11 protein-coding genes are annotated in these 15,927 nt (G+C 65.8%); 7 read left to right on the forward strand and 4 right to left on the reverse strand.

What is annotated here, in order from left to right; translation table 11 throughout:
- Positions 1-23 precede the first annotated feature (23 nt).
- The gene (locus FHW94_RS08470; protein ID WP_168555194.1) at positions 24-914 is read right to left on the reverse strand and encodes a LysR family transcriptional regulator; all 891 of its coding nucleotides are present in this window, start codon (positions 912-914) and stop codon (positions 24-26) included.
- Between the two features lie 119 nt (positions 915-1,033).
- Between FHW94_RS08470 and FHW94_RS08475 the strand changes: the two genes are divergently transcribed.
- On the forward strand, positions 1,034-1,789 hold the full coding sequence (locus tag FHW94_RS08475) for an SDR family oxidoreductase (RefSeq protein WP_168555195.1): 756 nt from the start codon (positions 1,034-1,036) through the stop codon (positions 1,787-1,789).
- Between the two features lie 63 nt (positions 1,790-1,852).
- Here FHW94_RS08475 and FHW94_RS08480 read toward each other — a convergent pair whose 3' ends face one another.
- A complete protein-coding gene (locus FHW94_RS08480) occupies positions 1,853-2,638 on the reverse strand; it encodes an SDR family oxidoreductase (RefSeq protein ID WP_168555196.1) in 786 nt (261 codons plus the stop codon).
- Positions 2,635-3,966: a histidinol dehydrogenase gene (gene hisD / locus FHW94_RS08485; RefSeq protein ID WP_168555197.1), complete on the reverse strand. Its 1,332-nt coding sequence runs from the start codon at positions 3,964-3,966 to the stop codon at positions 2,635-2,637. The genes FHW94_RS08480 and hisD overlap by 4 nt, the downstream gene beginning before the upstream one ends.
- A 207-nt stretch (positions 3,967-4,173) precedes the next feature.
- Between hisD and FHW94_RS08490 the strand changes: the two genes are divergently transcribed.
- Positions 4,174-5,223, forward strand: coding sequence for a LacI family DNA-binding transcriptional regulator (locus tag FHW94_RS08490; protein ID WP_168555198.1), 1,050 nt, complete (start codon positions 4,174-4,176; stop codon positions 5,221-5,223).
- Between the two features lie 22 nt (positions 5,224-5,245).
- Here the strand turns inward: FHW94_RS08490 and FHW94_RS08495 are convergent, their stop codons facing one another.
- The gene (locus FHW94_RS08495; protein WP_168555199.1) at positions 5,246-5,728 is read right to left on the reverse strand and encodes an Lrp/AsnC family transcriptional regulator; all 483 of its coding nucleotides are present in this window, start codon (positions 5,726-5,728) and stop codon (positions 5,246-5,248) included.
- A gap of 125 nt (positions 5,729-5,853) precedes the next feature.
- Between FHW94_RS08495 and FHW94_RS08500 the strand changes: the two genes are divergently transcribed.
- The 5 genes from FHW94_RS08500 to ilvD all read left to right on the forward strand — a co-directional run bounded on the left by FHW94_RS08500 (position 5,854) and on the right by ilvD (position 15,927).
- A complete protein-coding gene (locus tag FHW94_RS08500) occupies positions 5,854-8,199 on the forward strand; it encodes a transketolase (protein ID WP_168555200.1) in 2,346 nt (781 codons plus the stop codon).
- Between the two features lie 256 nt (positions 8,200-8,455).
- Positions 8,456-11,410 (forward strand): TonB-dependent receptor, encoded by a 2,955-nt coding sequence (locus FHW94_RS08505; RefSeq protein ID WP_168555201.1) that lies wholly within the window; start codon positions 8,456-8,458, stop codon positions 11,408-11,410.
- Between the two features lie 81 nt (positions 11,411-11,491).
- A complete protein-coding gene (locus FHW94_RS08510) occupies positions 11,492-12,787 on the forward strand; it encodes an FAD-dependent oxidoreductase (RefSeq protein WP_168555202.1) in 1,296 nt (431 codons plus the stop codon).
- 40 nt (positions 12,788-12,827) lie between these two features.
- The gene (locus FHW94_RS08515; protein WP_168555203.1) at positions 12,828-14,210 is read left to right on the forward strand and encodes an MFS transporter; all 1,383 of its coding nucleotides are present in this window, start codon (positions 12,828-12,830) and stop codon (positions 14,208-14,210) included.
- A gap of 10 nt (positions 14,211-14,220) precedes the next feature.
- On the forward strand, positions 14,221-15,927 hold the full coding sequence (ilvD, locus tag FHW94_RS08520; RefSeq protein WP_168555204.1) for a dihydroxy-acid dehydratase: 1,707 nt from the start codon (positions 14,221-14,223) through the stop codon (positions 15,925-15,927).

Consider the following 15,927-nt stretch of genomic DNA (forward strand, 5'->3'; position numbering starts at 1 on the left):
ATACCGCTTCAAGCGCACTGGCCCTATGTCGGAAAGGTCGCCGCCAGATAATCGATCAGGGCGCGCACTGCCGGCGGCAGGCCGCGCCTGGTGGTGAAGACAAGGTGCACGATCCCCGTCTGCGCCCGCCATTCGGGCAGCACGTGAACGAGCCGGCCATCGGCCAGGGCGGCTGCGCAGACATGATCGGGAAGCAACGCCACGCCAAGGTCATCAACGGCTGCCGCGCGCACCGCGGTAAAATCGCTGCACGTCATGCGCGGTTCGTGGCGGATACGATGCGCCTCGCCACTCTTGCGTTCAAGCACCCATTCCACTTCGCCGATCTCGTCGGACGTGCCCAACGTCGGCACTTTGGCTAGCGCGGAAAGATCGTTGCCGATGCGGTTGGCCACCTGCGGGCTGGCAACCAGGATGCGCGCCGATGTGCCGAGCGTGCGCATCGTCAGCGCGGCATCGCTGGTCAGCGCCACGCGCACGCGCAGGGCCAGGTCGATGCGCTCCTCGATCAGATCCACGGCCCGGTCCGTGGCGACGAGCTGCAACCGCACCCGCGGATGGCGCGCCAGAAACCCCGGCAGGATTTCCGAAAGGATTTCGACCAGGCCGGTGGGGCAACTGAACCGGACGCGCCCGTGCGGCTCGGCCTGCGCTTCGGCAACCAGTGCTGCGGCCTGCTCCGCTTCGGCAATCATCGCGCGGCAGCGCTCATAAAAGGCCTGGCCCACATCGGTAACGCGAAAGCGACGGCTCGATCGCTCGATCAGCCGCGCGCCAAGCCGCGTCTCGAGCGCAGCGATGCGGCGACTGAGCTTGGACTTGGGCTCTCGCAGTGCCCGGCCCGCCGCGGCAAAGCCACCGTGGGCGACCACTTCGGCAAAGTAGGCGTAATCGTTGAGATCGGCGCGCATCATCGTTCCCCTGATGGAACGATATGTATCATTTCTGCAGACTACAGCCAAGATCGTTGCAGGTTCATATCCCTTTCCAGCGGCGCAGGAACGCGCCGACCATACAATCAGGAGCATGAACCATGACGCAGGATTTCAACAACAAGGTGGTGGTGATTACCGGCGGCACCTCGGGCATCGGCCTTGCCACGGCGCAGGCCTTTGTGGCAGCGGGCGCTTCGGTGTTCATCACCGGCCGCCGCCGGGACACGCTCGACGCCGCCATAAAAGCCATCGGTGGGCGAGTGACCGGCGTGCGCAGCGACATGTCCAACCTGGCCGACATCGATCGGCTCTATGATGCCGTCCAGCAGCAGCATGCCCAGATCGACGTGCTGTTCGCCAATGCCGGGGGCGGCAGCTTCGCCCCGCTCGGCGCGATCAGCGAGGAACAGTACCAGCAGACCTTCGACACCAACGTGAAGGGTGTGCTGTTCACCGTGCAAAAGGCGCTGCCGCTGCTGCGTGACGGGGCTGCCGTGGTCATGACCAGTTCGACCGCCGCGGTTACCGGTACGGCCGCCTTCAGCGTCTATTCTGCCACCAAGGCCGCCGTGCGCAGTTTCGCGCGCAGCTGGATTCTCGACCTCAAGGACCGCAAGATTCGCGTGAACGCCGTAAGCCCCGGGCCGATCGAAACCACCGGCCTCGTCGAACTGGCTGGCGCCGATGCCGCCGCCCAGCAAGGCCTGCTCGACATCCTGGCCGGGCAAGTGCCGCTCGGTCGCGTTGGTCAGCCCCAGGAAGTGGCCAAGGCCGTGCTGTTCCTCGCTTCGGACCAGGCGAGTTTCGTCAATGGCATCGAACTCTTCGTCGATGGCGGCATGGCCCAGATCTGACAAGAGCGGTGCCTGGCGGCGCTGTTCGCTTGTCGAGCAGCGCCGCCAGGCCTGCGCCATCAATCAGTCTGCGGTCCAGCCACCATCGACAACCAGGCTGGTTCCGGTGATCAGGGCCGAAGCATCGCTGGCCAGGAACACGACCGCGCCCATCAGGTCTTCCACCGTGCCCAGGCGGCCCAGCTTGATCTTGGCGAGCACGCTTTGACGGAACGCCGCGTCTTCGAAAAACGGCTTCGTCATCGGCGTTTCGATGAACGTCGGGGCGATCGTGTTGGAACGGATGCCATGCGGCGCTAGGTCCAGGGCGAAAGCCTTGTTAAGCCCCTCGATCGCCCATTTGCTGGCGCAGTAGAGACTGCGGTTGGGCCCACCGACATGGCCCATCTGGCTGCCGATGTGGATGAGGCTGCCCCCTGCGACGCCTTCAGCCAGCATGGCCTTGACCGCGGCTTGCGCGACAAAGAACGCCGACTTGACGTTGAGATCGAGCACGGCGTCATAGTCTGCCTCGCTCACCTGCCACAGCGGCATGGGGCGATTGGTGCCGGCATTGTTGACCAGCACGTGGAACGCCGGGCGCGCGGCAAAGAAGGCGGCCACGGCGGCCAAGTCGCTCACGTCGAGCACGGCCGCCTGGGCCTTGCCGCCCGCAGCCACGATCGCCGCAGCGCCCGCCTCGATTTCCGCAGCGGTGCGGGCAACCAGGGTCACCTCGGCGCCGGCCTGGGCCAGGGCTGCCGCCATGGCCAGGCCGATACCCCGCCCCGCCCCGGTGACGAGCGCGCGCCGCCCGTCTAGCCGGAAGCTGGGCGTTTGCGGCAGCGCGCTGATGCTCTCCCCGCTCATGCCCTGGTCAGTTCCGAAGGTTCGGCCTGGCCGGCATAGGGCACGTTGCGCCCACCAAAGCGGCGCACGCGGATATTGGCCTGTTCGCCATGGCCGGCAAAGCCTTCCAGTGCGCACAGACGGCTGCAATATTCACCCACCAGCGCGCTTGCCTCATCGGTCAAGACCTTTTGGTACGTGCAGGTCTTGAGGAACTTGCCCACCCACAGGCCGCCGGTATAGCGCGCCGCCTTCTTGGTCGGCAGGGTGTGGTTGGTGCCGATCACCTTGTCGCCGAACGAAACGTTGGTGCGCTGGCCCAGGAACAGGGCGCCATAGTTGGTCATGTTCTTGAGGAAATAGTCGGGATCGGCGGTCATCACCTGCACGTGCTCGCTGGCGATATCATCCGCGATGCGCACCATCTCCTCATAGCTATCGGCCACGATCACTTCGCCAAAGCTTTCCCACGCCTTGCGGGCGTGTTCGGCCGTGGGCAGGATTTCCAGCAGGCGGTCGATTTCAGCCATGGTGGCGCGGGCAAACTTCTCGCTGTTGGTCAGCAGGACACCGGGGCTGTCGGGGCCATGCTCCACCTGACCGAGGATGTCGGTCGCGGCCATTTCGGGGTCGCAGCCGATCTCGTCGGCAATGATCAGGGTTTCGGTGGGGCCGGCAAACAGGTCGATCCCCACGCGGCCGAACAGCTGGCGCTTGGCTTCGGCGACAAAGGCATTGCCCGGGCCAACCAGGATGTCGACCGGATCGATGCTCTGCGTGCCGATCGCCATGGCGCCGATCGCCTGGATGCCCCCCAGCGCATAGATTGCATCGGCGCCGGCCATGGCCTGCGCGGCAACAATGGCGCGCGCCGGCTTGCCCTGGAACGGCGGCGCGCAGGTGATCACGCGCGAAACCCCGGCAACCTTGGCAGTGATCACGCTCATGTGTGCCGAGGCGAGCAGCGGATACTTGCCGCCTGGCACATAGCAGCCGGCCGCGTTGATCGGCACGTTCTTGTGGCCCAGGATCACGCCAGGCAGCGTTTCGACTTCCACATCCTTCATGGAATCGCGCTGGATCTGGGCGAAATTGCGCACCTGCGCCTGGGCAAATTCGATGTCCTTGCGCTCTTGCGGCGAAAGGCTGTCGACCGCCGCATCGATCTCAGCCTGGCTCAGGCGGTAATCGTCGCGATCCCAACCGTCGAACTTGATGCTCATCTCGCGCACGGCAACATCGCCGCGCTGCTCGATATCGGCCAGCGCCGCCTCAACGATATCGCGCACCTTGCGGTCGGTCGCTGCCTTCACGTCTGCGGCCGCGCCGCGCTTGAGCCATTGGGCCATCTGCGAAAATCTCCCTGGCGATCGGTCACTCCCGTCGCTTCACCCATCAATGAATACATATTCACGGAGATTTTGGAATATGCAATTTTCGATAGAGATAAATTCGCTTTTTTGATTTGAATGCATATTCACCGATCCGCGCATGCCAGGCGCTCATCGCGCTGATCTCCGTTTGACCGCCTGCCTGCCCAACGATAGGAACCAGGGATGGTTGATCCGTCCGACGCCAATCTGCCCCCTGCCGGTACCGCGGCGCCGTCCGTCACCGTGCACGACGTGGCCCGAGAGGCTGGCGTCTCGCAATCGGCCGTTTCGCGCGCCTTCACACCGGGTTCCAGCCTCGCCGCGGACAAGCGCGAACGTATTATCGCCGCGGCCGCGCGGCTGGGCTATCGCCCCAATCCGCTGGCACGATCGTTGATCCGGGGCAGATCGGGCATTGTCGGCGTGGGGGTGGGCAATCTTGCCAACCCCTTCTTCGTCGAGACGCTGCAGCTGCTGTCGGATTGCCTGGACAGGACCGGTCTGCGCCTCATGCTGTTTCCGGCACAAGGCGAACCCTCGATCCAGGACGTGCTGCATTATCGCATCGATGCGCTGGTGCTGTTGTCGGTAAGCCTGTCGTCCATGCTCGCCACGGAATGCCGGCGTGCAGGCGTCCCGATCATCCTGTACAACCGCACCACCGACCAGCGTGAAACCTCATGCGTTGTGGGGGACAACGCGATCGGTGCCCGATCCGTTGCCGCGCACCTGCTGGCCGGTGGCCACCAAAGGCTCGCGTTCATGGCAGGCTCGCCCGACGCGTCCACCAATATCGAGCGTGAGGCCGGGTTTACTGCCTATCTGGCCGAACAGGGCCATCCCGCGCCGCTGCGCGAATGCGGCCATTTCGCGTTTGATGCTGCCATGGCCGCCACGCGCCGCCTGCTCTTGCGGCCCGATCGACCGGACGCGCTGTTTTGCGCGAACGACACCATGGCGCTGGCCGCCGTGACCGTGGCAAGGCACGAGTTCGGGCTCGATGTCGGCCGCGAGATTTCGATCGTCGGCTATGACGACGTGCCGATGGCCGCGTGGCCCGGCTTTGCGCTGACCAGCTATTCCCAGCCGGCGTCGCTGATGGTCGATGAAACCGTGCGCCTGATCCACGCCCTGCGCCAGTCTCCCAAGAGTCATGAAGCCGTGGTCTGCCCCGGCACCCTGGTCATCAGGGGCAGCTCGCGCCCGGTGCGGGTGGAGCAATTCACCCGCTAGGCCGGCGCCAGGGTGGCAGCGGTCAGGCCCCGCCCTTGCTGACCGGCAGCGCGGTCTTGTAGACAACGGGCCGCAACGCGAAACTGGTCGTCACCTGAGACACGCCCGCCACTTTCGTCAGCTTGTGGCGCAGGAAATCCTCGAACTCGCTCAACGAGCCGACCAGCACGCGCAGTTGATAATCGGCCTCCCCGGTCATCAGGTAACATTCCATCACTTCCGGGAAGTTGGTGACCGAGGCTTCGAACAACGACAGGCGCGTGTCGTCCTGCTGCTCCAGCCGGATGCGCACGAATGCGGTAACGCCCAGCCCGACCGCTTCGGGATTGACCAGGCCGACATAGCCCTGGATGACCCCGCTGTCCTCCAACTGGCGCACCCTGCGCAAGCAGGGGCTGGGCGATAGGCCCACGGCATCGGACAACTGCTGGTTGGTGATTCGACCATCGGCCTGGAGGCGCTCCAGGATCCGCAAGTCAATGCCGTCTAGCCGGTCGATTGGCATAAAATTGCTCCAAGCCCGCTCTAGCAGCAGATCATGCCAATATACTGCGCAACACGCGCAATCTTTGCAATGACCTCTTGGGCAATGGTTGGCTAAATTCACGCACAGCAAATCAGAGGATCGCCATGGCCATCGTTGCACAACAGCAAGACCTGCAGGATAACGTTGAGGCGCTCGAAGCGCTCGATACGCGCCTGCGCTGGCTTTCGGCCTGGACCGTCCACAATGCCAATCACGTGCGCAAGAAGCGCGACGGGATGAAAGTGGGTGGCCACCAGGCCAGTTGTGCCTCGATGACGACCATCATGTCCGCGCTCTATTTTCATGCGCTGCGCCCGCAGGACAAAGTGGCGGTCAAGCCACACGCCGGGCCGGTTCTGCATGCCATTCACTATCTGCTGGGCAACCAGAGCCTGGACCAGTTGCAGCGCTTTCGCGGGCTGGGCGGCATGCAAAGCTATCCTTCACGCACGAAAGATCAGATTCCCGTCGATTTTTCAACCGGGTCGGTTGGGCTGGGCGTTGCCATCACGGCCTTTGCCAGCCTGGTGCAGGACTATCTGATCGCCCATGGCCAGTTGCCTGCCGACAAGGCCGGCCGGATGATCGCCCTGATGGGCGATGCCGAGCTCGACGAAGGCAACATCTACGAATGCCTGATCGAGGGCTACAAGCACGAAATCCGCAATTGCTGGTGGATCGTCGATTACAACCGCCAATCGCTCGACAGCACGACGGCCGATCGCATGTTTCGCCGTTTCGACGATATCTTCGAAACCTGCGGCTGGCGCGTGCTGACGCTGAAATATGGCAAGCTGCAGCGCGCCGCGTTCAGCCAGCCGGGTGGCGAGAGCCTGCAGGATTGGATCGACAACTGCCCCAACGCCGACTTTGCGGTGCTTACCTACCAAGGCGGGGCCGCCTGGCGTGATCGCCTGAGGGCCGACATCGGCCACAAGCCGCACGTCAAGGCGCTGCTCGACGGGTTCGACGATGCCACGCTGGCGCAGGTCATGACCAACCTGGGCGGCCATTGCGTGGAAACCCTGCTGGAAGCGTTCGCGGCGGCCGATGACGATACGCCCACGATGTTCATCGCCTATACCATCAAGGGTTACGGCCTGCCGCTCGCCGGCCACAAAGACAATCATTCGGGCATGATGAACCCGCAGCAGATCGCGCAACTGCGCGAAAGCTTGAACATTGCCGAGGGCGCGGAGTGGGAGCCTTATGGCGGCTTGGGCAACAACGTGGCTGCCGCGCTGCGCGACTTTGTCGGCCGCAGCGCCTTTGCCGCAACGCCGCCCGAGCACGAGGCCCCTGCCGTGCCGGTGCCGGCGCGCCTGCCTGCGCCCGACGGCCAGGACCAATCAACCCAGTCTGCGTTCGGTCGCATCCTCATGGACCTGGCCAAAAGCGGCGATAGCCTTGGCGACCGCATCGTGACCACCGCGCCCGACGTGACGCAGACCACCAACCTGGGTGGGTTCGTCAACCGGCGCGGCCTGTTCCGCCGCAGCGAATTGCAGGACGTGTTCCATGCCGCCAAGATCCCGTCGGCCCAGCGATGGTCGGGGCATGCTGCTGGGCAGCACATCGAACTGGGCATCGCCGAGAACAACTTCTTCCTGATGCTGGCGGCCCTTGGCCTTGCCGCCCCGCAATTCGGCACGCGCCTTCTGCCCGTGGGCACGGTTTACGATCCGTTCATCGCCCGCGGCCTCGATGCGCTCAACTATGGCTGCTATCAGGACGCGCGCTTCCTGCTGGTGGGGACGCCATCGGGACTGACATTGGGGGCCGAAGGGGGCGCCCACCAATCGATCAACACGCCGCTGATCGGCATGGGCCAGCCCAACCTCGACTACTTCGAGCCCGCCTATGCCGATGAAGTGGCGATTTTGATGCGCCACGCATTCGAGCACATGCAGAAGCCTGACGGCAGTTCGGTCTATCTGCGGCTCAGCACCCGCTCGATCCCGCAGATCGAACGCACCGACGACGCCTGGGAAGCCGATGCGATCCGCGGCGGCTATTGGCTGCGCAAGCCAGCGCCCGATGCCGAAGCCGCCATCGTTTTCACCGGCGCCATCGCGCCCGAGGCGCTTGCCGCATGGGAAGCCTTGGTGGAGGACATGCCTGGGCTGGGCCTGCTCAACGTCACGTCGCCCGATCTGCTTCATCGCGGCTGGTCGGCCCGCCGCGCCGCGCGCTGGACCGGTGGCCCGATCGTACCCAGCCATGTCGAGCATCTGCTTTCGGGGCTGCCCGCTACGGCCGGGCTCGTCACGGTGATCGATGGCTCGCCAGGCGCGCTATCCTGGCTGGGCGGCGTCAAAGGCATGCGCGTAAGCCCGCTGGGTATCGACCGCTTTGGCCAGACGGGCGATCTGCCCGATCTCTATCGGGCGTACCGACTGGATGTCGATGCGATCATCGACGCCGCATCGGAACTGTTTCTGGACGCTTGACGCGCCCTAGAATCCAGACATCGCAGCGCATTCTGGTGCGGCAGGGCCAGGCACGCCACCGCCTTGGCGGGGCCGGGCCCTGCCGTGTCCGCTTTCACCAGCACGCCCAAGCCTCCGCCCGGTTGTGACGCGCACGCGTTTCGTTGCACTTGCCGAACCGACGCCATTCGAACCTCTAATAAAGTACCTTGCTATCTAAAATCACATTAGGTAGCTTGCGACTCAACGGGAAGATACCCGACGAGAGGATCGACATATGAGGAAGGCGTCTTGTGACCAGCCTGCGCGCAGGCTTGTTTCCATCATCGCTCTGGCCTGGACGACATTGCCGACGATGGTCCTGGCCCAATCGCTCCCCAGCGAGCCGCGCACCCCTGCCGCCCAGGCAGACGATGGTGCCGCCGAGGAGAGCACAACCGCTTCGGGCGGCCCCATCGTGGTTACCGGCACGCGCATCGCCAGCGGGTTCGATGCCCCCACCCCGGTTTCGGTCATGGGCGCTGAGCGCCTGGCCGAGCGTGGCGCCGGCAACATCGGCGACGCTCTGAACGAACTGCCCGCCTTCCGCTCGACACAGACGCCGGCGTCCACCGGCCTGTCGGCTGCCGCCGGTTATGTGGGTGGGCGCATCCTCGACTTGCGCGGTCTTGGCTCGGTGCGCACGTTGACGCTGGTGGATGGCAAGCGCTTCGTGCCTTCGACCACGCAGGCCACTGTCGATACCAACATGATCCCCTCGATCCTGCTGCAACGGGCCGAAGTGGTCACCGGCGGCGCTTCTGCCGTCTATGGGTCTGACGCGGTGTCCGGCGTGGTCAACCTGCTGCTAGACAAGAAGCTGACCGGCTATCGCTTCAACGCCCAGGCCGGCGTTTCGAAATACGGCGACGCCAGCACGCGCCAGATCGGTATCGCCGGAGGCTGGGCAATCGGCCAAAGCGCGCATCTTATCCTCGGCGGCGAATACGAGACCAACGATGGGGTAGAGGCCTGCCGCGTGCGCGAATGGTGCGCCAACGGGCAGATCAACTGGGGCCGCAATCCCGGCCAGACCGGCCTTCCGGCAAACAACATCCTCAGCAACGTTCATCCCTGGTCGGCCTCGTACAATGGCGTGACCACCCCGCCCTCCTCGGCTTACACCGGCAACGCGGTTCCCACCCTGCGCCCGATCGACGGCATCACCTTTGGCCGCGATGGCACGCCGCGCCGCTTCCAGTTCGGGTCGCTGGTCAATTCGCTCTACCAGGTGGGCGGCGAAAGCGACGGGCCGGGCGAGAACATCTACTTCGATTTCCCGATCGTCTCGCCGACCAAGCGCTACAACGCCATGGCGCACCTGACCTGGGAGGCGAGCCCTGCCCTCACGCTCGAATTCACCGGCAACTATGGCCATGCCGAAGGGTGGCACCGCGCGGTCGCCTATCGCAACACCGCGCTCACGATCCGCGCCGACAACGCGTTCCTGCCACGCTCGGCCGACCCGACGCTCGACATCCCGATGATCCTGGCCGCCAGCGGGCTGACCAGCTTCACCCTGGGCAAGGGCTTCGACGATATCGGCCCCGGCCAGATTCACGTGCGCAACAACGTGATCCGCGCTGTCGTCCAGGCGCGTTATGACCTTGGTGGCGGATGGAAGGCCGATGCCTACTACCAATTCGGGCGCAACAGCTTCCGCAGCGACCTGACCGGCGGCACCGTGACCTCGCGCCTGCTCAACGCGATCGACTCCGTTTCGGTCAACGGCACGCCGACCTGCCGGATCAATGCCGACGCCTCGACCGCCAACGACGATCCGGCGTGCGTTCCGCTCAACCCGTTCGGCTATGCCAACGGTTCGACCTTTGCGGCGGCCAAGGCCTATGTCACCGCCAACGGCTACCAGACCAACGTGACGACCGAGCATGTCGCCGCCGCCAACGTGACCGGCTCGCTGTTCAACCTGCCGGGCGGTCCGCTGGGCGTGGCCGTGGGCGGCGAATACCGCAACGATGCGGTCAAGGGCGATGCCGACCTGCTGTCACAGAGCAACCGCTTCTTTACCGGCGGCGGCTCGCTGATTTCGGGCCGCATCGCCGTGGCGGAAGGCTATGGCGAAATCGAGGCACCGATCCTGCGCCATGTTCCCTTCTTCGACGAACTGGGGCTCAACGGCGCGATTCGGCGCACGCACTACAAGCGTTCGAGCGACTTCTTCCCCTCCAGCTCGCTGAGCGTGACCACCTGGAAGTTCGGCGGCACCTGGGCACCGATCGAGGCGCTCCGCCTGCGCGCCACACGCTCGCGCGATATCCGCGCGCCCAACGTGTCCGAACTGTTCGGCCCCACCACGCAGACGCAGGGCATCCTCACCGACCCCCAGCGCGGCGGCGTGCAGACCGTGGCGCCGATCACGCAAGGGTCCAATCCCAATCTCCAGCCCGAAAAGGCCGACACTTTCACGGTCGGCGCGGTGATCCAGCCGCGCGGCGGGTTCCTCGGCCGCTTGCGCGCCTCGGTCGACTATTACCGGATCGAGATCAAGGATGCGATCAGCACGCTGGGGCAGCAGAACATCGTCACCCGCTGCTTCCAGGGCGATCCGCTCAGTTGCTCGCTGGTTACCCGCGACTCCTCCGGCGCGATCACCAACATCGTCGATACGCAGCAGAACGTGAACAAGCTGATCGCGCGTGGCTTTGATATCGAGGTGTCCTACCGCCAGCCCCTGGGTGGCGACGCCAGCCTCAACACCCGCGTGCTGGCCAGCAACGTGATCGACCTTATCACCGTCGACGCGGTTGGCCCCACCGAGCGTGCCGGGCAGACCGGGCTGCGCGCGGGCACGCCGCCGGGCATTCCCGACTGGACGGTGGACGGCATGGTCACGCTCGACCTGCCCGACCGGTTCAGCTTCTCCACCCATGTCCGCTGGATCAACAAGGGCTTCTACAACGCCGCCTTCATCGGCCCGGATCAGGATGGCTATGCCATCACCGCGCCGACCAGCTCCAACACCAACAGCGTGCCATCGAAGACCTACGTCGACCTGCTCGCCACCTTCCGGGTGCGCCAGCAGGGGGCGCAGAAGTTCGACGTGTTCTTTGGCGTGGACAATGTCTTCAACACCGATCCGCCGCGCGTTCCCGGCGCCAACGGCTCGGGCAACAACGTGCTGTTCAACCCGGTCGGCCAGTCCTTCAAGGCCGGGGTCCGCGGCACGTTCTGATCACTCTCACTTGCCCCGGGGCGCTTCCTCCTCCCGCGCCTCGGGGATTTTTCTCCCTTGCTGACAATGGATTGTGCCAAGATGCTCGAACGCCCCTTCGACCCTGAGACCCGCATCGTTTCCCGCCGCGACGCGCCCGGCCTGATCGAGCGCGAATGCGATATCTGCGTGGTCGGCTCCGGCGCATCGGGCGCTTCGGCGGCGATCGAGGCAGCCCGCGCGGGTAACCGCGTGATCCTGGTCGACGGCTTGCCCTCGCTGGGCGGCCAGGCGGTCAATTCGATCATCGGCATGTTCTGCGGCCTCTATACCCCCGGTCTGGATGGCCGCCAGCTCACGCACGGCATCGCCGACGAGATCATCGCCGGGCTGACCGCCAATGGCGACGCCCACATCATCCAGGGCGGGGTGATGAAAGTGGTAATGTACAACGAGGTCGCGCTCGGTCGCTGGGTGGAGAAGGCCGTGATTGCCGCCGGTGTCCAGCCCTTGACCGGGGCGATCATCCGCCAGGTCCATGTCGAAAGCCGGCGGGTTACCGCGCTCGACATCGCCACGCGCCACGGCGATGTGCGCATCCGCGCGCAAGGCTTCATCGATGCCTCGGGCGACGCGGCGCTCACCTGGCAGGCCGGCTTCGATTGCCGTGTCCAGGCCGAAGGTCAGATCTACGGCTCGCAGATGCTGATCGTCGAGGGCATCGACGACGCACACAAGCCCGATTGGGACACGATGGCCCGCCGCATCGCCGAGCGAGGCGAGCAATATGGCATGATGCGGCGCGACGGTTTTGCCGCGACATTCCCCGGCACCGACATCGCCATGGTCAACATGACGCACATCGAAACGCCGCTCGATCCGTTCGAAGCGGCCGAGAAGCAGATCGATGGCAAGGAGCAGGCCGACCGCACGCTGGTGTTCCTGCGGGCCGAATTTCCCGAGGCTTTCGGCAAGGCGCGGGTACGGGCCTATGGCCTGCCCGGCGTGCGCCAGACCCGCTGGATCGTGGGCACGCACCATCTCACCACCGCGGAAGTGCGCGCCGCCACGCGCTTTGACGATGCCATCGCGCGCTGTTCCTGGCCGCTCGAGCAGCATCACAACCGCGAGGGCTATGTCTGGGAAACCTTCGGGCCCGACCATATCCACACCGTGCCGCTGCGCTCGCTGGCGGTGGCCGGGGCCGACAACCTGCTGGCCGTGGGGCGCTGCATCGATGCCGATTCCACCGCGCTGTCATCGGTGCGGGTCATGGGGCCGTGCATTGCCATGGGGGCCGCCGCCGCCCATGCCCTGACGATCGCGGGTTCGGGATCGGTCCACCAGGTCGACATGGGCTTGCTCCGCCAGAAGATTGCAGCAAATCTCGAAGGATAAGGTCGCGCACCAAGCCGGCCAGCCGGGAAAGGATCCCTGAATGGGAAAGGCCAGCAGGACCATCGACGTTGCCCGCGTGATCGACGCGCGCGGCCTTGGTCCGTTCAATTACCGCCTGATCGCGCTGTCGTGGCTGATAACCGTGTTCGACGGCTTCGACATGATGATGATCAGCTTCACCGCGCCCTACATGCGCGACGAGTTGGGGCTGACCAAGCCGATGCTGGGCAATGTCTTCTCTGCCGGGCTGCTCGGCATGATGATCGGCGGCTTCGTGCTGGCCTGGCTGGGCGACCGGCGCGGCCGGCGCCAGACGATCGCGCTGGCGGCGGTCGCCTTTGGCATCCTTACCGCCGCCACTGCGCTCGCCCGGTCCTATGAAGCGCTGCTGGTGCTGCGCTTCCTCGACGGTTTCGCGATCGGCGGCATGCTGCCGCTCGCCTGGGCGCTCAACATCGAATACGTGCCCACCCGGCTGCGCTCGACCGTCGTGACGGTGATCATGATGGGCTACAGCCTCGGAACCGCGCTGGCCGGGCCGGTCACGGTGTGGCTGGCGCCGCGCTTTGGCTGGGAAGGCGTGTTCGTGGCAGGCGGCGCTGCGACTTTGGTGATCGCCGCCGCGCTGTTCGTCTGGCTGCCCGAATCCGTGCGGTTCCTGGTGGCGCGCAACCGTGATCCGGTGCGCCTTGCGGCCACGCTCAACCGCATCGATCCCGCGCTCGGCGCCACGCCCAGCGACCAGTTCGTGCTGGGCGACGAGGCCAGGGTGGCGGCGGGCAACTTCCGCGTCGGCCAGCTTTTTGCCGGGCCGCTGCGCTGGATCACCCCGCTGCTGTGGCTGGGCTATATCGCCAGCACGCTGGCGGTCTATTTCAAGGCCAACTGGGGTCCGATCGTTTACGAGGACCTGCATTTCCCGCGCGACCTGGCCGCCTATCTCTCGTCGTTCTCCGGCATGATGGGTGCGGTGCTGGGCCTGCTCCTGATGCGCTTTACCGATCGCAAGGGCGCCTTGGCCGTCGCCTTCTTCCCGGCGCTCGCCGCGCCGGTGCTGCTGCTGATCGGGCTCGTGCCGTTGAGCCCCATGGCCTTCCTCGTGCTCTCGGTGATCTCCACCAGCCTGGTCGGCGGGGCGCATTTCGGCATCCTGTCGATCGCCGGGATCTATTACCCGACCGCGATCCGCGCCAACGGTTCGGGCTGGGCCACCTCGGTCGCCAAGATCGGCGGCATTGCCGGGCCCATCCTGGGCGGCCTCGTGCTCGCATCGGGCCTGCCGGTGGTCACCAGCTTTGCGATCCTCGCGATCTGCCCCGTCGTGCTGGCGCTCTCGGCGTTCGGCATCGCCTTCGCCGTCGGCCGCGAACAGCGCGCCGGCGCAGCCTCCGCCCCTGCCCCCTCGTTTTCCCCCATATCCTGAAAGGCCGGCCATGACCGCTCCCGATCCGCAGACTCAACGCCCCCTGCGCAGCCTTGCCGCCAACTCCCCGGTTCGTCAGGCCCACTGGCGCGCGCTTGGCCTGACCGACGCCGACTTGCTCAAGCCCAAGATTGCCGTGGTCAATTCCTCGTCGGAATTGGCGGTGTGCTTCGCCCACCTTGATGGGGTGGCCAAAGTGGTCAAGGACGCGATCCGCGCCGCGGGCGGCGTGCCGTTCGAAGTGCGCACCACCGCCCCTTCCGACTTCATCACCGGCGCCGGCCGCCAGGGGAGCTACATCCTGGCCGCGCGCGACCTCGTGACCAACGATATCGAGGCCCAGGTCGAAGCGGCGATGCTCGACGGCATGGTCTGCCTCACCAGTTGCGACAAGACCCCGCCGGGCCACCTGATGGCGGCCATGCGGCTGAACATCCCCACGCTGCTGGTGATCGGCGGCTACCAGGCCTCGGGCACGGTCGACGGCGATCCGGTCGATATCGAGGACTTGTTCTCAGGCGGAGTCGGCGCCAGCCTGGGCAAGCCCGGCAAACATGCGATGGAGGACGTGACCCGCAATGCCATTCGCGGCCCCGGCGTTTGCGCCGGTATGGCCACGGCCAACACCATGCATTGCGTGGTCGAGGCGCTGGGCATGTGCATCGCCGGTTCGGCGCCGGTGCGCGCCAACAGCGACAAGATGTTCGACGCGGCCCGCGCGGCCGGCGCGCGCATCGTCGAGATGGTTCACGAGGACCTGACCCCGCGCCGGATCATGACGCCCGGCGCGTTCCGCAACGCTGCGGCCATGGTCCTGGCCGTCTCGGGTTCGATCAATGCGATCAAGCACCTGCAGGCAACAGCCACCGAAGGCGGAGTAGACGCCGATCTTTTCGCCATCTGGGATGAAATCGGCCGCAAGGTCCCCACGCTTTCGGCGGTGCGCCCCAACGGCCCGGTTCGGATCGAGGGTTTCGAGGATGCCGGCGGCGCCCGTGCGATGCTCAAGCAGTTGGAGCCGCTGCTCGACCGCGAGGTGCTGGTGGCATCGGGCCGCACCATGGGCGAGGATCTGGCCGACGCGACCATTGTCGATGCCGAGATCATCCGTCCGCTCGACCGCCCCGTATCCGAGGGGCCGTCGATCGCGATCCTCAAAGGCTCGCTCGCGCCCGAAAGCGCAGTGGTCAAGCTGGGCATCCGCGACGGCACCCGGCCCGAGGCTTTCGAAGGCACAGCCCGTGTATTCGAGGATACTGCCAGCGCCATGAAGGCGATCGCGGCGGGACAATTGCAGAAGGGCGACGTTCTGGTGCTGCGCGGCCAGGGGCTCAAAGGTGGGCCGGCGATGGGCGGCGGCGCGTCGATCGTGCTGTTCGCCATCGACGCGGCGGGCCTGGCGCGCGACGTGGCCTTCATCACCGACGGGCAGCTTTCGGGCTTGTGCCTCAAGGGCCTGACCATTGCCGAAGTCGCGCCCGAGGCTGCGATCGGCGGCCCGATCGCCCGGGTGCGCGACGGCGACCGCATCGAGATCGACGTCGCCACGCGGCGCCTTGATCTTGCCGTCCCGGCCGACGAACTGGCGCGGCGGCCAGCACCGGGCAACGCCTTTCCCGTGCCGGCGGATGGCTGGCTCGGGATCTATCGCCGCGATGTGCAACCGATGGCAACCGGCGCGGTGCTGCTCGACCTGCCGGTCGGTGGGCGAGGCTGA

This window comes from Novosphingobium sp. SG720 (assembly GCF_012275365.1).
GTDB classification, from domain to species: Bacteria; Pseudomonadota; Alphaproteobacteria; order Sphingomonadales; family Sphingomonadaceae; genus Novosphingobium; species Novosphingobium rhizosphaerae.